The organism is Flavisolibacter nicotianae, assembly GCF_003628535.1.
Classification (GTDB): Bacteria; Bacteroidota; Bacteroidia; order Chitinophagales; family Chitinophagaceae; genus Flavisolibacter; species Flavisolibacter nicotianae.
Map to the genome: position 1 here is coordinate 193001 of NZ_RBCI01000003.1, position 23434 is coordinate 216434.

At 47.9% G+C, this 23434-nt stretch carries 21 protein-coding genes; 10 read left to right on the forward strand and 11 right to left on the reverse strand.

The window, feature by feature from the left end; all coding sequences use genetic code 11:
• Window positions 1–2 precede the first annotated feature (2 nt).
• On the forward strand, window positions 3–1253 hold the full coding sequence (locus D6024_RS09285) for an efflux RND transporter periplasmic adaptor subunit (RefSeq protein ID WP_205573255.1): 1251 nt from the start codon (window positions 3–5) through the stop codon (window positions 1251–1253).
• Between the two features lie 1218 nt (window positions 1254–2471).
• Here D6024_RS09285 and D6024_RS09290 read toward each other — a convergent pair.
• Window positions 2472–3728, reverse strand: a complete 1257-nt coding sequence (locus D6024_RS09290) for an alpha/beta hydrolase (protein WP_205573256.1) — start codon at window positions 3726–3728, stop codon at window positions 2472–2474.
• A 114-nt stretch (window positions 3729–3842) separates the two neighbouring features.
• On the opposite strand from D6024_RS09290, the gene D6024_RS09295 reads away from it, so the two are divergent.
• The 3 genes from D6024_RS09295 (at window position 3843) to D6024_RS09305 (ending at window position 6581) form a co-directional block, all read left to right on the forward strand.
• Window positions 3843–4748: a MerR family transcriptional regulator gene (locus D6024_RS09295; RefSeq protein WP_121354336.1), complete on the forward strand. Its 906-nt coding sequence runs from the start codon at window positions 3843–3845 to the stop codon at window positions 4746–4748.
• Window positions 4749–4972: 224 nt separating this feature from the next.
• The gene (locus D6024_RS09300) at window positions 4973–5713 is read left to right on the forward strand and encodes a ferritin-like domain-containing protein (RefSeq protein ID WP_121354337.1); all 741 of its coding nucleotides are present in this window, start codon (window positions 4973–4975) and stop codon (window positions 5711–5713) included.
• Window positions 5714–5723: 10 nt separating this feature from the next.
• Window positions 5724–6581 carry a ferritin-like domain-containing protein gene (locus D6024_RS09305; RefSeq protein WP_121354338.1) on the forward strand — a complete coding sequence of 286 codons (858 nt, stop codon included), beginning with the start codon at window positions 5724–5726 and terminating at the stop codon, window positions 6579–6581.
• Between the two features lie 144 nt (window positions 6582–6725).
• Here the strand turns inward: D6024_RS09305 and D6024_RS27515 are convergent, their stop codons facing one another.
• Window positions 6726–7085, reverse strand: a complete 360-nt coding sequence (locus tag D6024_RS27515) for a four-helix bundle copper-binding protein (protein ID WP_317125268.1) — start codon at window positions 7083–7085, stop codon at window positions 6726–6728.
• 523 nt (window positions 7086–7608) lie between these two features.
• Between D6024_RS27515 and D6024_RS09315 the strand changes: the two genes are divergently transcribed.
• From D6024_RS09315 to D6024_RS09325, 3 genes are all read left to right on the forward strand, one after another.
• Window positions 7609–8292 (forward strand): response regulator transcription factor, encoded by a 684-nt coding sequence (locus D6024_RS09315; protein ID WP_121354340.1) that lies wholly within the window; start codon window positions 7609–7611, stop codon window positions 8290–8292.
• Window positions 8289–9560, forward strand: a complete 1272-nt coding sequence (locus tag D6024_RS09320) for a sensor histidine kinase (protein ID WP_121354341.1) — start codon at window positions 8289–8291, stop codon at window positions 9558–9560. The genes D6024_RS09315 and D6024_RS09320 overlap by 4 nt, the downstream gene beginning before the upstream one ends.
• A gap of 68 nt (window positions 9561–9628) precedes the next feature.
• Window positions 9629–10627, forward strand: a complete 999-nt coding sequence (locus D6024_RS09325; RefSeq protein ID WP_121354342.1) for a YncE family protein — start codon at window positions 9629–9631, stop codon at window positions 10625–10627.
• On the opposite strand, the gene D6024_RS09330 is transcribed toward D6024_RS09325, so the two are convergent.
• From D6024_RS09330 to D6024_RS09345, 5 genes are all read right to left on the reverse strand, one after another.
• Complete coding sequence (locus D6024_RS09330; protein WP_121354343.1) at window positions 10611–13676, reverse strand: efflux RND transporter permease subunit; 3066 nt, start codon at window positions 13674–13676, stop codon at window positions 10611–10613. The genes D6024_RS09325 and D6024_RS09330 overlap by 17 nt on opposite strands.
• Complete coding sequence (locus D6024_RS09335; RefSeq protein ID WP_121354344.1) at window positions 13673–14608, reverse strand: efflux RND transporter periplasmic adaptor subunit; 936 nt, start codon at window positions 14606–14608, stop codon at window positions 13673–13675. The genes D6024_RS09330 and D6024_RS09335 overlap by 4 nt, the downstream gene beginning before the upstream one ends.
• A gap of 17 nt (window positions 14609–14625) precedes the next feature.
• On the reverse strand, window positions 14626–15858 hold the full coding sequence (locus D6024_RS09340) for a TolC family protein (protein ID WP_121354345.1): 1233 nt from the start codon (window positions 15856–15858) through the stop codon (window positions 14626–14628).
• A 49-nt stretch (window positions 15859–15907) separates the two neighbouring features.
• On the reverse strand, window positions 15908–16057 hold the full coding sequence (locus tag D6024_RS26640; RefSeq protein ID WP_162944651.1) for a hypothetical protein: 150 nt from the start codon (window positions 16055–16057) through the stop codon (window positions 15908–15910).
• 79 nt (window positions 16058–16136) lie between these two features.
• Window positions 16137–16358 (reverse strand): hypothetical protein, encoded by a 222-nt coding sequence (locus D6024_RS09345; protein ID WP_121354346.1) that lies wholly within the window; start codon window positions 16356–16358, stop codon window positions 16137–16139.
• Between the two features lie 143 nt (window positions 16359–16501).
• Between D6024_RS09345 and D6024_RS09350 the strand changes: the two genes are divergently transcribed.
• On the forward strand, window positions 16502–17185 hold the full coding sequence (locus D6024_RS09350; protein WP_121354347.1) for a phosphatase PAP2 family protein: 684 nt from the start codon (window positions 16502–16504) through the stop codon (window positions 17183–17185).
• A gap of 18 nt (window positions 17186–17203) precedes the next feature.
• Here D6024_RS09350 and D6024_RS09355 read toward each other — a convergent pair whose 3' ends face one another.
• From D6024_RS09355 to D6024_RS09365, 3 genes are all read right to left on the reverse strand, one after another.
• Window positions 17204–18157 carry a phosphatase PAP2 family protein gene (locus D6024_RS09355; RefSeq protein WP_121354348.1) on the reverse strand — a complete coding sequence of 318 codons (954 nt, stop codon included), beginning with the start codon at window positions 18155–18157 and terminating at the stop codon, window positions 17204–17206.
• A 79-nt stretch (window positions 18158–18236) separates the two neighbouring features.
• Window positions 18237–18779, reverse strand: a complete 543-nt coding sequence (locus tag D6024_RS09360) for an MBT domain-containing protein (RefSeq protein WP_162944652.1) — start codon at window positions 18777–18779, stop codon at window positions 18237–18239.
• 221 nt (window positions 18780–19000) lie between these two features.
• Window positions 19001–19951, reverse strand: a complete 951-nt coding sequence (locus D6024_RS09365; protein ID WP_121354350.1) for a cation diffusion facilitator family transporter — start codon at window positions 19949–19951, stop codon at window positions 19001–19003.
• Between D6024_RS09365 and D6024_RS26645 the strand changes: the two genes are divergently transcribed.
• A complete protein-coding gene (locus D6024_RS26645; RefSeq protein WP_162944653.1) occupies window positions 19950–20381 on the forward strand; it encodes a hypothetical protein in 432 nt (143 codons plus the stop codon). The genes D6024_RS09365 and D6024_RS26645 overlap by 2 nt on opposite strands.
• Before the next feature lie 55 nt (window positions 20382–20436).
• The gene (locus D6024_RS09370) at window positions 20437–22419 is read left to right on the forward strand and encodes a phospholipase D-like domain-containing protein (RefSeq protein ID WP_162944655.1); all 1983 of its coding nucleotides are present in this window, start codon (window positions 20437–20439) and stop codon (window positions 22417–22419) included.
• Window positions 22420–22487: 68 nt separating this feature from the next.
• Here the strand turns inward: D6024_RS09370 and D6024_RS09375 are convergent, their stop codons facing one another.
• A complete protein-coding gene (locus D6024_RS09375; RefSeq protein ID WP_121354780.1) occupies window positions 22488–23300 on the reverse strand; it encodes an ATP-binding protein in 813 nt (270 codons plus the stop codon).
• Window positions 23301–23434: the final 134 nt, after the last annotated feature.

A 23434-nucleotide genomic window follows, 5' to 3' on the forward strand; every position in this document is an offset into this window, starting at 1 on the left:
ACATGAAAGTAAAATATTTTGAGCCTGGCATTAGTACATCTATGAAGCATTCGTTGCGTCGCACTCTTGTACTGTTGGTGCTTTTTTCAGCAATACTGTTAAGCATACCGGCTTGTAAAAATAAAAAAGCAGTTGTAGAAACGGATACGTTTTATACCTGTTCTATGCATCCGCAAATAATGGAGAAGCATCCCGGAAACTGCCCGATATGTGGCATGAAATTAATCCCCGTGAAAAAAGGCAATGCTCCCAAAGCCGGTGAAATACAACTAAGTGAACAACAGATACAATTAGGAAATATCCAGGTAGATACTATTGGCAAAGGCGTAATTGGAAATGAAACGGTATTAACGGCAACACTCAATTACGACCAGCACAAATTAACAGCTGTGAGTGCCAGGGTAACCGGCAGAATTGATAAACTGTATCATAAAAACATTGGCGATTACATCCGCAAAGGAGAACCGTTGGCAGAGGTATATAGCGAAGAACTGAACAATGCAAAGCAGGAATATCTTTTAGCATTGGAAAGAAGAAAGGTGCTTGATAACTCCCTGATAGATTTTGACCAGGTTATTAAAAGTGCCAAAACAAAACTATTGTTATGGGGCATGAGCGATGCCGAAATAAATGCATTGGCAAAAAACGGTAAAGCCAAAACAACCACTACGCTTTACAGTACCGAAAGCGGCTACATTACTGAACTAAATGCACAGGAAGGCGAATACATTAATGAAGGTGGAACGATTGTACAGTTAGCCGATTTGTCAACACTTTGGGCAGAAGCACAGGTTTATACCAGCCAGTTTGCTCAAATAAATAAGAGTGGTATGGTAACGGTGCAGTTGCCCGATATTGGAAAAGAAGTCAATGGAAAAATTGAATTTGTAAACCCTGAAATCAGCCCTGATAAAAGAATAAATTTAATAAGGGTAACCATCCCAAATCCAAACAACCAATTACGTCCCGGCATGTCAGCCTATGTAGTTGTAAAAGGCAATCAGCGAAACGTTTTATCACTTCCCGTTGATGCAGTGTTGCGGGACGAAAAAGGTGCTTCCGTATGGGTGCAGACGAGTAAAAATACATTCAGAAACCAGATGGTAACAATCGGCTTAGAAAGTGGCGACCGCATAGAAATCACTTACGGCTTGGCAAATGGTGATGCAGTGGTAACCAGTGGGGCTTACTTAATCAACAGCGAGTACATTTTCAAAAACGGTGCAGACCCGATGGCAGGGATGAAGATGTAAAGCAGAAAACTTGGATATCAATTTGTAGTACAAATGGCTTCAGTGAAGTGGTCGACTTTTGATGCAAACAAGCCAGATGATTAAATACGGAATACCAGCAGGAGCCATTAGTTTCTCATGACATTTACTTTTTGACAATGCTTTATTCCATCTTCTGGATAAATCCAAGCATTAGGAATACTCACATCAACAACAATTGTATTCGGTTCCGCTGTCAGTGAGTATTCTGAGAAGCGGCATCTGCTGATCTTCAATAAATCGAAATAAGCGATTATTTAAAAGATGCATCGCTATAGAAATCGTGACTTTGGTTGTCAGGTATTTCTTGTTACGTAAATCTTCCAGCTATAAGCACGAAAGAACTTTCGGACATCCGCAGCAAACTCCGGGTTCTCAATTATGGCCAAGAAATTAAGAATGTTTCAAAGCTTGCCGGCATTCATAGCATTAACCATCACGCTCATTCCTGACACATTGTTAACCTATGCAAGGGAACAACTAAGAATAATCCTTTCGGTACAAAAAGAATAAGGTGGTTTTTTGCCGTTGTCACAGATCATCATCATTCTTAATTGGTTATTAGTTTTGTGCTTTATTTTTTTCAAATAATAAGATTTTGAAAATGAAAATATCGGAAACAAACTGTTTTTACTCTATATGAGCTTTCATTAATGTTGCGTTTGGGCTCTCAGACACCAGTACTACTGGAGTTCCTCATTACTTTCCAATTACTTTTATTCTTTACTTCTAGTCAGTCTTTCTTTTCAGATTTAGCACCGGAGCTAAGTTTTGTCTAATGATGTGCTTTAAAGCGTAAATTCTACCTAATAAATCCCATATCTGGTTCGACTTTTTGCTGGTCACCTCCACAAATTATAAAAGCCTTGTAAATCAAGGCTTTTATAATTTGTCTTAACAAGAAAGTCGAACCCGAACTTTCGTTATTCATTTCGTATTTCCTAAGTCAAGAACGATGAAGCGTCAAAAGTTCTTACTCGGAACAATCTACAAAAGTGATTAATTATGTTTTTGCAGTTTATCTTAAGTGAGGAAACTGTTAGCGCCACTAAATTGAAATTGCAGAAAAACTTTTTCTGGTAAATCATTTAACTCTATATAAAAAGGAAGTCCAATCCTTTGAACTCCCTTTTCTGATTTCTTACAATATTTACTTGAACAATTGAAAATCTATATATTATATATACGGGCCGTACAGATTTATTTGTTGAATGATTTCTTCAATTCGCTTGCTGCATAAGCCTGGGCATCTTTTGCATCGGGCACCACAGTTGCCATACCAAAAAACTCGTGGGTTACACCATCATAGAGCTTATAATCTACATCTACACCGGCATCCTTTAATTTATCCGCCAGTAGCTTTCCTTCTGTTTGTAAAGGATCAATTTCTGCCCCAATAACGGTTGTTGGCGGCAAGCCTTTGAGATTGGCGTTTACCAGTGCGATACGGGGATCGGCAGCTTTGCTCATATCGCCTAAGTAGTTCTTCGCAAACCATTCCATCATGGGTTTATTCAGCGGTTTGGCAGCAGCATATTTATGATACGATTCTGAATTCATGTCGTTACTAGCTACCGGATAAACTAATAATTGATGAACAGGCATTTGGATACCCTTGTCTCTTGCCATAATGCTCATGTTGCAAGCCAGGTTGCCACCTGCACTTTCTCCTGCTACTGCTACCATTTTCGGATTGCCATTGATGTTGGCCGCATTTTGTAGCGCCCATTGATAGGCTGCAAACGCGTCATTGTGAGCTGTCGGAAACTTATGTTCAGGACCCTGGCGGTAATGCACCGAAACGACCACCGCCCCGGTTTGCTCTGCTAAAGCCTTTGCCGACGGATCGTACGTATTCAAATCTGCGATCACCCATCCGCCGCCATGGTAATAAACGATCATGGGAAAGGGGCCCTTTCCATTTTTAGGGGTATAAATTCTCGCATGAATTGTTCCGCCCTCCACTGGAATGTCTTTACCCATTGTATCACACATGGAGGGAGGCATAGCAATATTGTTCTCTTTCATGACATCCATTACAGCATCCGTTGGAGTATGCCCTTTTCTGGCAGCTTGTGCTGAAAGGGTTTCAATGGGAGGATCGCCATAGCTGGCTAATTTGTCTGTGACTACCTGCATATTGTCGTCTATATCCTTCGCCCAATCGGGTTTAGGGCCTTTGGGTTTTAAGTCAGGGACTGACATGCTGTTTTCTTTTGCGGAGTGATCACTACTATCCATGGAACTTTGTTTTGAATTTGATGAATTGGAATTGCAAGCCTGTAAAAGAAATATGAAAGCGGCTAGGTAGGAACCAAAAATTTTCATTGTAAATGTTTTTAAGCGAACCAGAACAAATCCTGTAGGAGTTGTAACCAAAAAACGCACCATGACAAGGACTATCAACTTGAAACTTCCCTTTGGTTTAAATAAACCTTCTCTTTTGCCAAAAAACATTCAACAAAATCTGTTTAAATTTTATGATCGAACAGTTTGGGTTGAATAAATGCTTAAATTATGAGCAGGCCCTAAGCTTAGCCATTAAAAAAATATTATTAAAACCGGTTGCTGATGACTTTCGTAGATAATCAAGGAATTAGGTCCAATGCATCTGTTATGGAATTTGGCATCAACGACCTGGAGCGATTATCCGGGATCAAAGCGCACACAATACGAACTTGGGAGCAACGGTATGGAATTCCTAAGCCCGCCTACCGAAACGGGAGAACAAGGATTTATAACCTTGACGATTTAAAACTCCTGTTGGATATCGCTATTTTAAACAGCAATGGCTACAAAATCTCCACTCTCGCCAACTTGTCGAAGGAAGAGATCGCACAAAGGATAAAGGTCTTAAATACGGATGAAGACCTTTATCGTAAGGTCATTAATGAATTGTTCAAAGTAATGTACCAATTGGAGCCGCGAGACTTTGAATCGATTATAGATCAGTGCTTTATCACCTGGCCTTGTCAAATTGTAATGGAGGAAATAGTCGTTCCTTTTCTTAGAAAAGCCGATCTTTTTTGGCAAGGCCGCCAGCTAACAGAAGAGCATTTGGTGGTAACGGTCCTACGAAAAAAAATCCTTTCCGCTATTGAAAAAATTGAAGTGCCGTTAAAAGAAAGTCGAAAGATTTTATTGTTTTTATCTGGCTCAAAGCAACTCGATTTGGCACTCTTATATGCTACTTTCTACATTCGGCATAAAGGCATAGAGGTTATTTACATGGGCAATGATGTTTCCCTTGATAATCTTTCCACCATCTTGGATACCATCAAACCCGATTTTCTGTATACCTACTTTCCTAGGAAATCTTCTTTCCCTTTCGACAAAGTAGCCTGCGTGATTAATCAAAAATCGCCTGGTACCGATATGGTTGTTACGATACATCCAGAGCAAGAGATTAAGTTAACCTCTTTTGACAAGATATCCTTTATGCAATTGGATGAAGCTCTTCCTTTCCTCTGCCAATAGTTGCGACAATGGAGTAATATTTTCACCATCGCTTTTCCACATCTGCTCAATCTATGGCTAGTTATTACTCTTTTAATTAAGCAAGTGAGTAAAGTATTTTTTGTAATCCAAAGGCATGTGATTTTCGTAAATGGCCATAACCCCCTTTTTAAAGAATATAGATCCACCTGTCTTTTTCATGCAATAGGGTTGTTTCTTTTTTCCTACACCTCAAATAAAATTTTATGGCTGAAAAAAAATTACCCGATGTCTATCCGGATGGATCTTCAGATCCAAAACAGGTATCTCGCCGCAAGTTTTTAAATTATGCTGGGCTTTCAGCAGTAACGGCCGTGGCGTTGGCCTCCTGCAAAAAAGATTTTCGGGGCGGAGAGCCTAATGCACCCTTTGCCCAGGATGATCCGCACAACATGCCTAAAAACACGGTTAACCTTGGCTCTGGCGATATAGGCATTCTAAATTATGCGTACGCTTTGGAACAGTTAGAAGCAGCGTTTTACATAAAAGTAGCTTCGTCATTCTATTCGGGAGCAACGAGTAAAGAAAAAGCTTATCTGGAAGATATCCGTGACCACGAGATAGCGCATCGCGAGTTTTTTAAAACAGCTTTAGGGAACAAGGCTATCGGGCCTTTGCTGTTTGATTTCAGTTCCATTGATTTCAGCAGCAGAGCTAGTGTATTGGGCACCGCTAAAGCATTTGAGGATTTAGGCGTTTCAGCCTATAATGGAGCTGGTGAACTATTGCAGAGTCCTGATTATCTGCTCCTTGCCGGTAAGATTGTTTCTGTGGAGGCACGGCATGCGGCCGCTATCCGCGATCTGCTGAGCTATGGAAGTTTTGCCGGGCCAGATGTCGTTGACTCAAATGGTTTGGATGTCTACCGCAAACCCATGGATGTTTTGAGCATCGCGAACAACTACATTGAAACCAAGATCATCGCCAATAATTTACCTACCGCTTAAACTTGATTTTATGAATTTGCATAATGTTATTACTGAAATTGAAAAGATTGACCCGGAGGTCTATGAGCGACTAGATGGAAGAAGAGAAGCTTTGAAGAGCCTTTCCAATGTAGGAAGTAAAATTGCACTGACCGCCCTGCCTTTTGCTCTTGGTTCCCTTTTTTCAAAAGCCTACGGTCAAAGCAGTTCAAGCCAGATATTGGATGTTTTAAATTTTGCTTTGACCCTGGAATACCTTGAAGCAGAATTCTACAATACAGGTCTTGCTTCGTCGGGATTGATTCCGGCAGGAGCGGACCGCAATGCCTTTCAGGTAATAGCCGATCACGAAAATGAACATGTACAATTTTTGAAAACCACCATCATGGCGTTGGGCGGTACGCCGGTGCCAAAGCCGACGTTTGATTATACAGCAGGTAACGGAAGCGGAATGGGGCCTTTTGCCGGCGTATTTACCAATTACAGTTTGTTCCTTGCGGTGTCCCAAACATTTGAAGATACCGGGGTAAGAGCATACAAAGGACAGGCAGCGAACCTTATCAGCAGTAACGAAGTATTGAGAGCTGCCCTTCGTATTCATTCAGTGGAGGCAAGGCATGCTGCGCACGTTCGTGAAATCAGGAGCCGTAGAACAGGAGACCCCTTGGTGGTAGGAATGCCTCAGCCATGGATCACGCTGAATCAAAGCAATATCGCTTCATCGGCAGTACAGCCCAGTTACAATGGTGAAGAAAACACCCTGCAGGCAGGTGTTCAGATCACAGGCATCAATGGATTTGCTATAACATCGGAAGATGCTTCCGAAGCATTTGATGAACCATTAACCAAACAGCAGGTTTTAATGATTGTTGATCCTTTTATTGTATAACATAAACGTTATTAGCTGATGCAGGAAGCCAGGATACTGGCTTCCTGCTATTATTTTTTCACGCATTGATTATACAGCCTCTTACGTTCTAATGAATATGCTTTAATGAGAAAAGCAGACTTTAAGCCTGCTTCTGTATAAATATTATGCTGCCATTTTCCTGCATTCTTCTGCACAGCGCTTACAGGCATTGGCGCATTCCTGGCAGTGCTCGGTTTGGTGTTTAGCACATTCAGCCCCGCATTTTTCGCATATGTCAGCGCAAATGCGACAAATGTCTTTTGCCATTTCGCTCCCTAGGCTCATCAATTGAGCTGCTGCATAACAAATAGCTGCGCATTCCATATCTAGCTGTATGCACTTAGCCATCATTTTCACATCCTCTTCTTGGGTGCAGGAGCTGGCACAATGGTTACAAATGGCGGCGCATTGTAAACAAGCATCAATACACGATTTGTAGGTATGGTATCCGGTCATAACTAATGATTTTGGTTTCGTACGCATGACACAAAAACTAAACCACGTAATATCGGATACCCTTATACTTATCTTATTCGTTTAGCCTTCATTAACTATAACTAGTCTTCTTCTTTTTTGATCCGCAGTTTTTTGGTTTTGAGACTGCTGAGCATTTTTGTCCAATTAAGGGCTTTAATGTGTAAATTCTACCCAATAAATCCCATATCTGGTTCGACTTTTTGTTGGTTAAGTCCACAAGCTTTAAACACGAACCCTGTCAGGTGTGAATCTGGTGGGGTTTTTTGTTGTCCGGGAAAAGGGGGCATTGCCAGCCGGAGCCGGCTTCAACATTTCTTCAATTTTGCTCCGAAACTTTGCTTCAAGTCCGGAGCGGTTGCATGTTTTTTAAAAAACAGGAAGACAAAAAGAACCGTCGCCTGGTTTTCCATTTCGGTCGATCGTACAGTTACCGACTGACGTATGTCGGGTGATCCGCAATGGTCATGTGCTTTGCGTCAACCCAATAGTAGTCGTCGCCATTCCGAAACATTGGCCTAAATTCAGGTAGATGAAAATACTGGTTGTTGAAGATGAAAAAGACCTGTCGCAAAGCATGTGCGATTACCTTTGTGGGGAGCAGTTCATGTGCGAGCAGGCCTTTGATTACCGGACCGCGATGGAAAAAGTTTCCCTCTACGATTATGCCTGCATTGTTCTCGACATTACACTGCCGGACGGCAGCGGGATGGACATTCTGAAATGGTTGAAAGAAGAAGACAAGCTGGATGGCGTGATCATTGTGTCGGCTAAAAATTCCATCGACGATAAAGTGCTGGGACTAAAGACCGGTGCTGATGATTACCTTACCAAGCCTTTTCACCTGATGGAACTTGGTGCAAGAGTGGATGCGATCATCCGCCGCAAAGCGTTCGAGGGAAAAAATATTCTTCGTTTCGATGCACTCGAACTCGACCTGCAGCAGAAAGAACTGCGGGTCGGGGATCAAACCGTCGAACTGACAAAAAAAGAATACGAATTGCTGCTTTACTTCATCAGCAATAAAAACAAGGTCATTGCAAAAAACGCCATTGCCACGCATCTCTGGGGCGACAATTTTGATATTGCAGACAACTATGATTTCATTTACACGCATATCAAAAACCTGCGAAAAAAAATCGAGCAGGCCGGTGCCTCGGACTACATCAAATCGGTTTACGGTATGGGCTATAAATTCAGCCTTCCTTCTACATGAAACTTTTTACCCGCTATAGCCTGGTTAACCTCGCTGCCAACATTGCCATTTTTGTTGTCGCCAGCATTGCTTTTTATTTTTCCATCCGCTATGTGCTCGTGCACCAGATCGATGAAGATTTGCAAATTGAACAGGACGAGATCGCGGCATTTGTAAAAGAACACAACCGTCTTCCCGAAAGCTTTTCGGTATCGGACCAGATCATCACTTTTGCACCCGCGCAAGTGCCGGTGCACCGTCATATCGCGACAGTGAAGCCAGCCCAAATCGGTGCCGCTGGTGTTTCGGGTAATTACCGGAGTCTTGTTTTTGGCATTTCAACGCAGGGGCAAAATTTCCAGGTCACTGTTTCCAAGTCGCTCGAAGGAACCGACAACCTTTTGCAATCCATTTTACTGGTCTCTATTTCAACCATCCTTCTCATCCTGCTGGTTTCGGCACTGCTTAACCGCTATTTGCTGAAAACATTATGGCAGCCTTTTTACGCGGCCTTGCAGGCAGTAAAAAATGTACGGGTAAGCCGGGATCAACCGCTTGCCCTGCCCATGACGAAAATCGACGAGTTCACATTTCTCAACAACACGCTGGAAAGCATCACCAAAGAATCAAGGCTTGAATACCTTTCGCTGAAAACCTTTACCGAAAACGCAGCCCACGAAATTCAAACACCCATTGCCATTATCCGTTCAAAACTGGACCTGCTCATCCAGGATGAGCACCTCACGCAAAAGCAGAGCGCTACCCTGCAGGGTGCCTACAACGCTGTGGAAAAACTAAGCCGGTTGAACGGTTCTCTTTTGCTCCTGGCAAAAATTGAAAACAACCAGTTCGAAGAACGTGAAGACATCTTAATGAAAGAGAAGCTGGAAGAAAAACTGCAGGACTTCCAGGAGTTGTGGCAGGTAAAATCTATCAGCGTTGCCGTGTCGCTGCATCCTGTGTGCGTTCGAATGAACAGGGTGCTAGCCGATATTTTATTGAATAATTTGTTGAGCAACGCCACGAACCACAATGAACCGGGCGGGCATATTTCCATTGAATTGAATGGAGAACAGCTGACAGTACGAAACAGCGGCCTCCGGTCTGCACTTCAAGCGGACAAATTGTTTCAGCGATTTTACAAGTCCTCAACCGGCAGTGCAAGCAATGGTCTTGGTCTTTCTATCGTCAAACAAATAGCCGATGTGTCGTCGATGAAGCTGTGTTACCGCTTTTTGGATCATGAACATTGCTTTACCGTGTTCTGGCCGCAGGATGAAAAAGTATAGTGGCGACAAACGAGCATTGCCACAAATAAATAAAACAGGATCATTTTTTAACGATCATAAATATGCTTATGAAAAAGTATTTCGCCGTGTTTGCGGCTGCCCTTTCTCTTTCTGCGGCTGCGCAAAAAGCGCCGGTTTTTACCATAAAAAAAACCTACCACATACAAAGCCCCGGTGGGTGGGATTATTTAGCCGTGAACAACGGGAAATTGTATGTGTCGCACGGTACCCAGGTCAATATTCTTAACGAGGCAACAGGTGATTCTGTTGGTGTAATTCCAAACACGTTGGGTGTACATGGTATTGCTTTCGACAATGATTTGGGCCGGGGCTACACCAGCAACGGCCGGAGCAACAACGTAACCGTCTTTGATTTGAAAAACGCCCAGGTGCTCACCCAAATCAGTACGGGTGAAAACCCGGATGCCATCCTGTTTGAGCCGCATGCCAAAACGATCATTACCTGTAACGGCCGTTCCAAAACCCTTTCGGTTATCGAACCCACGACAAACCGGGTTGTAAAGACAATTGACGTTGGCGGCAAGCCCGAAGAAGCAGCATCGGATGGCGAGGGCAAATTGTTTGTCAACCTGGAAGACAAAAATGAAATTGTCGTCGTCGATTTACAAACGCACAGTGTCATTCATCGCTGGTCCTTGAGTCCCGGCGAAGGACCCACCGGGCTTGCTTACGACAAAGAAACAAAACGACTCTTTGCCGGCTGCGAACAGTTACTGGTGGTCATGAATGCAGAAAATGGTGCTGTCGTTGCGAAACTCAAAATTGGTAATGGCTGCGATGGTGTTGTGTTTGATGCCAAACAAAAATTAATTTTTACGTCCAATGGCGAAGGAACGCTCAGCGTGATCAAAGAAGGCTCGCCAGAAAAATTTACCCTGCTGGGAAACTTTCCTACCAAACGTGGCGCACGGACCATCGCGTATAACGAAAAGACAGGAACGATCTTTCTGCCGACGGCAGAATTTGAAGCACCGGTCAGCGAAGGTGGACGGCCACGGATGAAACCCGGCTCGTTCCAGGTGCTGGTGATTAAGGCTGATCAGTAGGCGCCAGGCGTCTCCTCCGGAAAATCAACCGGAGCATCGAAGGCAGTACAATGAGCAGGAGCGGAAGCGCCGTAAGAAAACCGCCGATTACCGCGATGGCCAGGGGTTGGTGCAATTCGGCTCCCGTGCCCAGGCCCAGGGCCAGCGGCATCAGGGCTATGATGGCGCCCAATGCCGTCATCAGTTTGGGTCGTAACCTTGTGGAAATGGAATACACGATCGACTCATCCACATCGCCACTGGCCTGTAGCGATTCGCGGAATTGGAGGAAGGTGAAAATCGCGTTTTCGCCGATGATTCCGACAATCATAATCAGGCCTGTATAACTCCCCACATTCAGGGGCGTGTTGGTCAGGAAAAGGGCAAGATAGCTGCCCGATATGCCGAGTACCGCGAGAAGCAATATTAAGGTGGCCACGAAAAAATCCTGGAACAGGAAGAGGATCACACCAAAGACCAAAAGACTGGACGTGACGAGAATGAGCAGCAACTCGTGAAAGGATTGCTGCTGTTGTGCATAGGCACCGCCGTATTCGATGTGGTAGCCCTGTGGCAGCACTACTTGCGCCGACACGTTCCGGCGGATCTCTTTCATGGTGCTGCCCAGGTCGCGGTTCTCCAGCCGGCCGGTCACCACGCCCATTGATTGAAGGTTTTCCCGCTGAATTTCGGCATCACCCGGGTTGATCTCAACTGTTGCCAGTGACGTGATCGGCAGGAGACGACCGCCCGGTGTAAAAATCTGCAGGTGCCGGATGCCGTCCACGCTTTGCGCAGATGTGCCGGGATACACGATGCGGACCGCGGAGAGCTGCTGCCGTTCGAGGATGGTGCCAACCTGCGTGCCCTGCAGGCCAAGCTGAATTTGCGTTTGCAACGCTTGCGGTGTGAGGCCGTATTGCGCCAGCATGGCATTGTTGGGACGAATGCTTACGGACGGACCGGAAATGACAATGCCGTTGAAAACGTCTGCCGTGCCCTCCACTTTTTCAGTAATCTCATTCACCTGCTGCGAAAATTCACGCAGCCTTTCGATATTGTCGCCATAGATTTTGATTTCGATGGGCTGAACAGATTCCATCAGGTCGCCCAGCATGTCGTTGATCACCTGGCCGAAATCAATGGTCAGTGCCGGCTGGCTGCTTTCGACCTGGTGCCGTAGATCGGCGATGACCTCTTCGCTGGAACGCTTGCGGTTTTTCTTCAGTTGAATCAGGTAGTCGCCCCGGTTGGGCTCCGTGATGAAAAAGCCCATTTGCGTACCTGTTCGGCGTGAATACGCCTCCACTTCCGGTACCTTGTTAATGATCATTTCCACCTGGTGCAGCATGCGGTCGGTTTCTTCCAGCGACGTTCCAGGAGGCGAGTTATAATCCAGCACAATGCTTCCTTCATCCATCTCCGGTAAAAAACCGGTTTGCAACAAGGGCAATACCAACCAGATTGAAACGGCCAGCGCGGCGGTAATCACCAAACTGACAATGGGCTTATGGATAAAAAAGCCCACCCATTTTTGTTTCCGCACCTCGTGCGGCTGTTCCGTTGGTTTTGTTGTTGCGTCAGGGCCAGACTTTTCTTTCGTCAGCAAAAGATAAATAACGGGCAGGCAAATCCATGTTACAAAAAACGAACAGACCAGTGCAATGATCATGGTGTTTGTCATCACCTTGAAATATTCACCGGCAACGCCGCTCATGATTTCAAAAGGAATAAAGATTACGATCGTACTGAGCGAAGAACCCACCATTGCCGGCAGGAGATAGTGGATGGCTTTCTGTACCACAACCGTTGACGGCTGGTCCGGGTGCTCTTCGTGTGAACGGTGGATTTGCTCTACCACGACGATCGCATCGTCGATGATCAGACCGATGGCAGCGGCGATAGCACCAAGGGTCATGATGTTGAGTGTGTAGCCAACGGCATACACAACGATCAGTGTCAGGCAGATCGTTACAGGGATGGTGATGAGAATGGTGGCGCTGGCTTTCAGCGATCGCAGGAAAATGATGGCGACGATAATGGCCAGCACAAGACCGATCCACAAACTGTCTGTAACGCTCCTTACCGAATCGTGTACAAAATCGGCCTGTACATAATAAGGCTTTATACTGACGCCGCCGGGAAGCAAATGCCTGAGTTCTTCCACCTTGGCGGCCATGGCCGTAGAAAGGGCAACCAGGTTGGTATTCGGTTGCTTGATAATGGCGACCAGCAGCCCGGCCCTGCCATTGGCGTTGATCTTTGTGTATTCAACGCCTTCGTTGATTTTGGCATCGGCAATGTCTTTTAGTTGGACAATGCGTCGGCCGTCGTTGGCGATCACCAGGTTTTGCAGATCTACCAGCGAGTGAACGGTGGCATCCGTTACCGTAAGATAGAGTTGGCGGTAATCGGACAAATAGCCGTTCGCCTGGATAAAATTCGTTTGTCCCAGTGCCGTGGAAAGTTTATCGGGAGTAATTCCCAGCGTACTCATTTTTTGCGGATCAAGCGTGAGCCAGTATTCTTTTTGTTTCCCGCCGATGATGCGCACTTCCGCCACTCCCGGCACTTGCGAAAGAAACGGTTTGATGGTGTAGAGTGCCAGCATCTTCATGTCGATGGGGGTGTGGCTCTGGCTGGTCGTTTCGAGGGTGTAGCCGATGACCGGGAGAATGGACGGATTCATTTTCTCCACCGTGATCTGCACGTCGGGTGGCAGGCTGTTGCGGATTTGTGCAATGCGGCTTTCGATCCGTTGCTGGCTCAGGTCAATATTGGCGTCCCAGTTCATGAAAGCCGAGATCTCGCAACTGCCACGGCTGGTAATGCTGCGCACATCTTCGAGGTCGGGCACCTGCTTGATGGCATTTTCCAGCGGTTGCGTAACCGTAACCATCATCTTGTTCACCGGTTGCAGCCCTGCATCGGCAATGATCTTGATTTTGGGAAAGGTGATCTCGGGGAAAAGCGAAGTTTGCAGTTTGCCGTATACGTACACCCCGCCCATGAGGATGAGGGCAACGATCACTGTCAGCGGGTTTTTGTACGTGATAAAAAAATTCTTCATTGCTCTCCTTTCACAATTTTGACTTTGGCGGTATCGGGCAGGCCATAGTTGCCGGTCAGCAGGATTTTATCGGATGCGGAAAACGGCGGCCGGAGTATTTCGACACGGTCTTTTGTTTCCATTCCTTTGATGACGGGTACTTTCACGGCCGTTACCGAATCGATCATCTTCATTACCCAAAAGCTTGTTTGCGATTCGTTGGTCAATACGGCCTGCTTGGGAACCGACATTGCCTGCGACCGGTGCGATTTTACCACCCGCACTTTGGCGATCAGGTTTTGTGGAACGGTTGCCGGCGATGCCACTTTGATCAGCACGTTTTGCGTTTGCGAAACAGAGTCCACGTTGGGCAGGATGTTCGAAACAACCCCGTTGAGGTGCGTGTCATCGGGTAAGTCGATTTGCAATGCTTTACCGGTGGTTACGTAAGGCCGCAATTCGTAGGGAAGGTTCAGGATAAAGCCAAAACTCTTTGCGTCGGCCAGCACGGCCAGTTGCTCACCGTCCTGTACATAATCACCGGCCTGGTGGTCGACGGTTTGAACATAGCCACCGGTTGCGGCCCTGATGGTGATAATGCCGGAAAAACGGAAGGAGGGATCGAGCTGGTTGATGGTGTTGCCGAGGGCATGGGCTTCTTTTGTTTGCAGGGTAAACGCGGTTTGCCCCGCCTGTATCCGCTGTCCCGGTTTCACATTCACTGCTTTCAAGTAGCCATTGGCCGACGCCTTGATAAAATTGCTTTGCTGATACGTCGACGTGGCATTGAGCTCGATATAATCATCCAGCGAGGTCGTCTCCACGTTGGTGACGGTGACGGGTGTTCTCACGTCTTCCGGCGCCACTGCCGCCTCTTCTTCCGCTGCTTTTTCCCTGTGCTTGCAGGCAGCAGTCAGCAGAATAATGAAAGAAAAAAGAAGGAGTTTTTTCATGGCCGCTTGTTTTTGCGTTAACGGTTCCAATAATTGATTTCGTTGACAATGCGCAGCCGGTTGACGCTATTCAGTGTCGCCAGGTTTTGTGCATTCAGGTAGTTGTTGATCGCAATAACGTAATCCCGCATCGTGATATCCCCGGTTTGCAGGAGCTTGTTGTTGGCGACAATGAGGGTATGCGAGTAACGGATCTGCCGGTCGATTTTTTCCACGAGCAAATCCAGTGCATTCAACTGCCTGCGCAATTGAGACACCTGGATGGCGTATTGGTTCAGGAAAAACTGTTTGTTCGTCTGCCTCGTCCGCTCCCGTATATCCACCTGCGCCATCTTTAGCTGTTTTTGGCGGCCGTCGTAAATGGGGATGGTAAGGCTTACACCGGCACTGAACCCAAAATTTTTGTACGGCGTTTCCTGCAGGCTCGAGTTGTAGCCACCGTCCGCATAAGCACCCACCCGTGGCTTGTACTGGTAGTTGATTAGCTCTTTTTCGTTGGCAAGACGAAGGCTGTCGGTCGCAAACCGGCGCAGAAAAACCGTGTTCGATAGCGTTGCTTCCATCACTTCCTGCAGGTCGGGCTTTGCCAGTTGCTGAACGGTTGTATCCGTGATACCGGCGAGGTAATTCAGGGTCAGGTAATCGGCGGCATATTGGTTTTGTGCCTGCAGGTAAGCCAGTTCCTGCTGCTGCAAGGTGACGGTAAAATTCAGGTAATCCGTTTGTTTGAACACATTGGCCTGGGCCAGCTTCTTCAGCATTTCTTCCTCGCCCTTCATCAGGTCGAACACGTCTTTGGTAAACGCCATTGCCAACTGGTCGCCATATGCCGTGATGTATTGGTCGGTGAGAGTGCGTACCAGGTCGCGTTGCGAAAGTTGGATGGTGTCCAATAAGGCCCTGCGCTGCAGATCCAGTGTGCGGAGTTGTGCGGAAAGATTGGTGGCTGTTACAAAATTGCGGTTGGCCTGCACAAGCGCCGAAACATTTGCATAGTTGGTGATTGCCGGGTCGTAGCCCCAGCCGCGAAGGGTAGGCGCCACACTGTTGCTGCTAAGAAAGTTGACCTGTGTTCGGAGGGAGGCCCGCAATAACTGGCTGTCGATGCGGCTGATCAGGATCTGGTTTTGAAGGTCGTTGAGAACGGGACTGTTTTGCGTGGCCTGTTGCAAAAAGAAATCAAGGGTACGGGTTTGTGCAATGCACAACAGCGCATTCAACAAGAGTACAAGACTCATGAAATATCTCATCCTGTCTTCAGTTTTAAAAAACGACCGCTGTATACAGCTGTTTTATCCGCTAGGTTTTTCGTTTTTCTGTCACTTTTTGATCACTGCGATTATCGCCTGCATCATTTAGCAACTCCTTTCCCCGCACCGGCACGCTGTAAAAAATCGCCGCCTGCTTTGCTGATTCTTGCCATTTCTTTGAACCGCCTTCTTCCTGCATTTTGATGGCTGGATGACCTGGCGTTGGGCGGCGACATCATGAAGGTGGCCGCCATTCAATTTCAACAATTGTTCCTGTCCTATTGTTCCTGCAGGACATTGGAACGCTTTCGCATTAAAACCGGCTTCCGAATTTTTCGCTTCTTTTCCCTAATCGCCGATGCCGCAGGATGCGCTTTGCGAAAACTTTCTTCGGCGGCCACCGTGATCTTTCTCAAGGCGTGTTTTTGTGAAAACACCGGCCATGGAGCAAGACGCTCTGCTGCCGGCAATATGCGATTTTTAAGTTCGGCATTTTCCAAAAAGCAAACCTAGCCTGCAAATCTGAGTGAATTTTGTAGGAAGAATTTCCCCACTTCAGAATCTCTCCAGAATTGAAGCGCGGGCATTGCCTTGGCTGGAGGAGGCATGTTTTTCATTGCATGGTAAAAAGCAAACCCTTGAAATGAAGGAAGATCAAAAAGTCGTGCAAACGTCCAAAGGCATTTCGTTGCGATTGCTGTTTGTCGCCGGTGTGTTTCTGCTGGCCCTTTTCGTTTTTGGGCTCATTGCCGACGAAATGGTGCTGGAGAATGAAAATCATCTCGATTTCGTCGTGTTTCAAAAGCTGGGCGCCATCACGCATCCTTCGCTGACAAAGCTGATGGTTGCCGTTACGTTTTTTGGCTCCTCTTATTTTTTGTTTCCCGCTTACCTGGTGTTGCTGCTGTATTTTTTGCTTTGGAAAAAAGACAGCAAGGTCTCCTGGAATATCGCTGCCGTGGCCCTTACCAGCACCATCATCCTGTTTTCGCTGAAGGCGATTTTTCATCGCCACCGCCCGTTCGATCCGTTGGTGCAAAACGTCAATGGTTTTAGTTTTCCCAGCGGGCATTCGTTCTCTTCGTTCACTTTATGCGGGCTGCTGATTTATATCCTTTGGAAATACCGGGTCAACGCAGGCCTGCGGTGGACCCTTTCGGTGCTTTTGTTCCTGCTTGCCTGTGCTATTGCGTTGAGTCGCGTTTACCTGCACGTGCATTATGCCAGCGACGTGATTGCCGGTTTCTGCCTTTGCCTGGTGTGGCTCGGGGCATCCTTTTGGGTGCTGGAAAAAATTGGCCGTTCGCGCCGCGAAAAGACGTTGTAAAGAAGGCACTGCCAGGCGCTACCGAAACCGGTAGGTCAGGGCGGGCTCCAGGTGGTCGTAGTTGAATTGCACGCCGAGGGTGACACTGCCTTTTTTCTCCTTGTGGTTTTGCAGATACGCATACCGGTGGTAATTGCGCACGACCTGCAGGCCGGTGATATATCCCAGCCCGGCGCCGGCAAATACATCGCTGATCCAGTGCTTGTTTTCAGTGATGCGGCTGAGACCAATCAGTGTGGCAGCCCCGTATGCAACATAAGGTACCCACGGAAAGTCCCGGTATTCCTCGGCATAAACCGTGGCAGCGGCAAAGGCCGCCGTTGTGTGACCCGACGGAAAGGACGTGCTGCCATGCTTTGCGGAAAATGAGGGGCCGTGGAAAGTGGGATTGGGTTCCGTGGCGCCATCGGCAAGATAGTTTGGCCGTTGCCGCCCCGAAATGAATTTTCCCAGCGCTTCCACGGCACCGGCTACCAGGTACGATTGTGTCGCCAGCAGGGTGGTGGTTTTTATCTTTTGGTTTTTGAATGCCCAGCCATAGAGGCCAAGCGCAGCCAGGGTGTAGCCTTCATAAGCCGCCCCGAAATTGGTAACGAAATTGGAGAGCCCGCGATAGCTGCTGTTTCGTTCCATCAGGTCGGTTGCATACCGTTGAACGGGTTTGTCCAGGGCGAACATTATTCCTTCCAAAACAACGAACCCGCCCACTTTGTGCCAGGCTGAAGTGCGTGTATGAAACGGCCCGGTAACCTCCTGCGTAAAATCTGTTCCCAGCAGCGTAAAATAAACCGGCACATTGATCTTCGTCTTTTCGTTGTAGGCCGTCTGGTTCGTATTGATTTTCCGTCCGCCGGAACTGTCGGGGTGGGCCCTTAGGCTGTCGAGCTTTTTCGCTAAGGAGTCTGTGTTCTGCGCCTGTACGTTGTGTACGGCTAAAAGTGCAACCAGTGAAGAAAGAATGATTTTTTTCACGGTACCTGGGTTTTCAACAAGAAGCAGCAATCATTGCACCATGGTCAGTCCGGTGCACCGGCGCCAGTACTTTCTGCCTTTATTGCGAGTCTGTGCTGTTGCTTCCGATCGTGACCCTGTTCAGGCGGATCTTATGCGTTTTGCCTTCCCGGTCTGTTTCAAAACCACCCTGCCAGCCTGCGTCTTTAAAAGGCCCTGTCGTCCATTGGATGGCTTTCCGCTGCCTGTCGTAGGTGTACGTGCCCGACCCCAGATTCTTTTTACCCAAATCGTAGTAGTTGTATTGCCCGTTGTTTAGGTCAAAATAACCAAGTCGAATGGGCTGCGTCGGGTTGCCGTAAGAGAGGATCAGGTAGGTGCCGTTCCTGGGAGCATCTGCGGCCGGCATTGCACCTGTTTTTACAAGGCGGATATTGGAGGCTTTGATCCATTGCGATTGCGAATAATCCTGGTACTTCACATAGTAGTAACCGCTGTAATCCCCCTCGCCGGCTTTGACTATGCTGGCCTTGTACCAACCGCCTGAATTGAAAACGTCTACCAGGCTACCCGGCTGGAAGGTTTGCCCGTAACCCATTGCAAAAAGGAGCAAAAAAAGAAGAGATAGCGTAAGTCGTTTCATTGTCGGTTTGGTTTAATTCTGAACAAAGCCCCGGCGTTGACGCATGGGCAGCGATGCAATTTTGTACTTGCGAGCGAACTGCCTGCGTAAGCCGGTGCCTGCTGAAGATAAAAACAAATGGCAAGTGGTGCAAGCCGGAAACGCCTGGTCATGGGGCTGCAACGAATTTCCCTGTGGTGAGTCGCGAATGGGGAAGAATGAAATTGTCCAGGCATAATTGTTTAACCCGGTTTTTGCTGGTGCGTTCCTGTTTTTTTACTGCAGGAATCATCTTGCTTCCCGGTTTCAAGTTCCAGTGTGCTGTGGTGGATGTTGTGGTGTTGCAGTTCGTATTTGACCTGCCGGATAACAGCCAGCTTTTCTTCGAACGGCAGGTTGTCGGCAACAGAGATGTGTGCCGTCAGTGCGTTTTCGGTGGTGCTCAGGGGCCACACATGCACGTGATCGACATCCGTCACCTGGTCGACGCGGCGCATCACCGCCACAATTTCTTCGAGCGAAATGGCAGCGGGTACGGCATCAACGGCCAGGTGAAAGCTATCTCGCAGCAGCGACCAGGTGCTTACCAAAATAACGATCATCACCGCCAATCCTAAAACCGGGTCGATCCAGTACTTTCCCGTTAAAGAGATCAGCAGGCCGCCCACCACGACGCCAACGGATACCAGGGCATCGGCCAGCAGGTGCAGGTAGGCGCCTTTTATGTTGATATCATGCCTGCGGTGCCGGTAAAAGAGAAGGGCGGAAACGCTGCTGACCAAGATGCCCATACCGGCCACCCAGGCAATAGTGCTTCCGTTCACGGCAGCCGGATGCAACAGGCGGTTGATCGATTCGTAGCCCAACACACCGATGGCAATCAGGAGCAGGACGGCATTCATCAGGGCTGCCAGCACCGTAGTTTTCTTGTAGCCGTAGGTGTGTGTCCGTGTTGGCTTTTTTTGCGCCAGCCGAAAGGCAAGCAGCGATAGGAGCAGGCTGGCTACATCACTCGCATTGTGACCAGCATCAGTCAGGAGTGCCATCGAACCGTTCAGCAGGCCCGCTCCGATTTCTACGAGCACAAAAGCAATGTTCAGCGTAATCCCGATCACAAAGGATCGCTGGCTGACCTGAGCGGGATCGACGCTGTGCTGGTGCGAATGGCCGTGGTGATCATGCTGTTCACTCATGGTTAAAGAAGACGTCAATTTTCGTTCCCGTCTGAAACAGAAAAAGAACTACGATTTTGAAAATTCACTGCCGGAGCCAGCGGCCCTAAATTGGCGGACTCCCGGTCTTCGTCATCGGGTGAAAGCGAAAATCACGTTACCGGAAATGCCCGTCGATCCGCAGCCGGCAAACAGGGATTCCGGGATCGGAAACGGAAAACCGGTGTTGGTGACAAGGTGCGCATCGAATTCCCAATTCGGTTTCCGTAGATCACCCGGCATGGCCTGTTGCAAAGTGACGACAAAGGGAGAGTTACTCAAGTTTCATCCAACCTGGTTTTTGACATTGCAATTTGCGCTAATGTATTTTAGTTTTGGATTCGCGGTTGCTGTTTGCCAAAGGTGGATCAAGGACAGAAGCGGTTTTGCTGAAAGGAGCCAGGGCAAATAGTCGCTGCCATCAAGTTAAAACCTTTTTTATGCCATCTTCAACAAAGCAAAAGACAATGAGTCCAAAACAACGCCGCGGACTTGCTCCCGGTAGCGCCAGTGCGAGGCGCGTCGTTCCCAAAAAGACGAGCGTCAAAAAAGCGGGTGCGGTGCGAAGAATCGGCGCCCTTGCAGCAGACCGCTGGGGAAGCTGGACGCTGCAGGTTGCAAATCCCAACGACAGCACTGACTGCAAAGTCATCTCCGAACGCTTGAACGGAATGCAGATGATTGCCTACAAGGGCGATGCCATGACTTTGCTGGCTTTTGATCTTGATGAAGACAAGACGACGGATTTTGTCGGCTTTACCATCAAGTGCCAGCCCGGCAGCAATTCCCCGTATTTTTTGATCAACACGCTGCGCTTTGAAGACAAATACCGCGAAGACGAGCAGCTCCACGCCGTTTCGGCGCCACTGGGGACCGACAAGGCCCCGATCCAGAAGTTCCGTTGGCTGCACGTGCCGGGAGATGCGCATCAACCATTGAACAACCCGTTTTATGGTGAATACATTTACACGGTAACGCCCCGTTACTGGAAAAACAATGCACTACAGCCTCTGGATGCTGCGCTTTCTGTGAAAGTAAAAATCAACGTGGAGCCCTTCCGGAGCCAGACAAAAAAGATCACGCTTGGTTTTACACGGGGATTTGTGTCGTCGCAGGCCTATGTGCGCCGGTTTGGGCTGAACGCTGCACTGCGACCGCCACAAACAGTGAATACACTGGTGTTTGATACGAGGGGACAAAGCGGCACCACCAACAATGAGCCCTACACGTTCAAAGATCAATATGCCTGGACCGGCTTCACGGCGCACCGCCAGCTTTTTGCGTTTTTGGAAGAAGTGCGGGCCGATGCCCAAAGCAGCCTGGATGTTTTTGCATATGATCTCGACGAACCGGACATGTGCGCTTTGTTTTTGAGTTTGGCTGCAGAGGGCCGGATCCGTATCATCCTCGACAATGCAAGCCTGCACACGCAACCCGATACAAAAAAGGGCCAGCTAAAATCATTTGAAGACCAGTTCGAGGAAGCTTTTCTCAAGGTGAAAAAAGGCAAGGCAGCGATTGTTCGCGGAAAATTTTCGCGGTTTTCTCACGACAAAGTCATTCTTCAAAAAAAGAACAATGTGCCCGTAAAAGTGCTTACCGGGTCTACTAATTTTTCGTTGAATGGTTTGTACATCAATGCCAACCACATCCTGATTTTTGATGACACATCGGTGGCAGGCCTTTATGCGGATGTTTTTGAAAAATCGTTTTCGAAAGAGCTGATGAAAGCCTTTTCGTCAACGCCGCTAGCACAGGCTCCCAACCGGGCAGGGGGCGTCGATTATGCCTGTTTCAATTTCTCACCACACAAAAAAGGGCCGGCCGATACCTTGCTAAATCATATTGCCAATACCATCGACAGGGCCAGCCGCTGCGTGCTGTTTTCGGTGATGGACGTTACCGGTGGCGGGCCGGTGCTGGAGCATCTTCGCAACGAAAGCAACAATACAAACGTGCTGAGTTATGGGATTACCGATAACGGCGATCCGGCCGATCCGGCCGACCTGGTCTCCGGCCAAAAAACCAAAACGGTTCGCTATACAGCCGGCTCACGGAAAGGCGTGCTTGTCAACACCAGGCAAAGTTCCGCAAAGCTGCCGCCGCCATTCAACAAGGAACCAAGCTACAGGGCGCACAAGATCCATCACAAGTTTGTGGTGGTCGATTTCAACAGCAATAATGCAAAGCTTTACTGTGGCTCGTCAAACCTGGCAGCGGGAGGGGAGCAGGCCAATGGCGATAACCTGATCGAAATCTCGGACCGCGACATCGCAACAGTGTTTGCTATCGAGGCAGTGCGGCTGGTGGATCACTATGCGTTTCGCACCGCCGTGGATACGAACGGCGAGACCCGTCCGCTGGTCCTGGATAAAACGGACAAATGGTGCAGGCGTTATTACAACAAGGATGATATCAAATACATCGACAGGCTCTATTTTTCCCGGTAATCGGTTGGGCTGATATAGTTCGATTCTTTTTCCTTGTGAATGCAACCCTGCAGTACAAAACGCAGCTTCTATTTTAATTGGTAGGCGGCAACAGTTTTGGCAAAAAATGTCGGGACATAAACAATTTTTTTCACTGGGTCGTAGCCGATATCGGCCGTGTTCTTTTTGCTGGCCGATGTTTCCAGCAAGGTTTTGACAGTGCCGTTTGCGGATACGTAAAAGATATAACCACTCCAGGCACTTGCCAGAAAGTCGCCATTGCCCAGCGGTTCGATGCCGTCGCCGGGTTGCGGCAATTCTGCCAGTTTAGTGATGGTTTTGTTTTCATCGGCTTTGACAAAAGATTTACCGGAAGCAATATAAAGTTCGCGGCCCACAGCTTTCAGGCCATTCACACCCTGCATATTTTCGAGGAAGAGAACGGGTTGCTCTTTTTCCAACCGCCAGATTCTCGCGGTTTTTGAATCGGAAACGTATATAATGCCTTCGTCCGTGACGGTGATATCATTCAGGCCGCTGGCACCTGGGATGGGTATACGTTTTTCTGCCTGTGCTGTTTTGGTATTGATGACGACCACCTCGCTGATGTCGGCAACATAAAGATGGTTTTTGTAAAGTCCCAGGCCTTTGGGTGCGTTCAGTCCTTTTACCCAGGCGGAGTCATAATTTGTTCCATCGTCTTTCAGCCGCGCAATGCCTCCTTTGGCGTCGGCATCCCAGGGATTGCCGTCGATCAGCGAAACATACAGTAGACCGTTTTGTGTGTCGGGCAGCACCGACTCCGGGACAGCGACAACGCTGTCCGTTTCCCAACGTTTTTCCAGTTGCTGGCTGTGAGTGGATGAAAAGAAGAGCAGGAGTGCAAACAGAAGTGGTTTCATGACAGTTGACTTTGTATGAGGGAAAATAAGAAAATTCAGGCGCTTCTTGTCTCGTTGCGTAACCGGAAAATTGGGCCGGGCATTTTTGTGGTACAGTTTGGAATTCCTTTGTGTTGCTTGCGTTGCCTGACCAC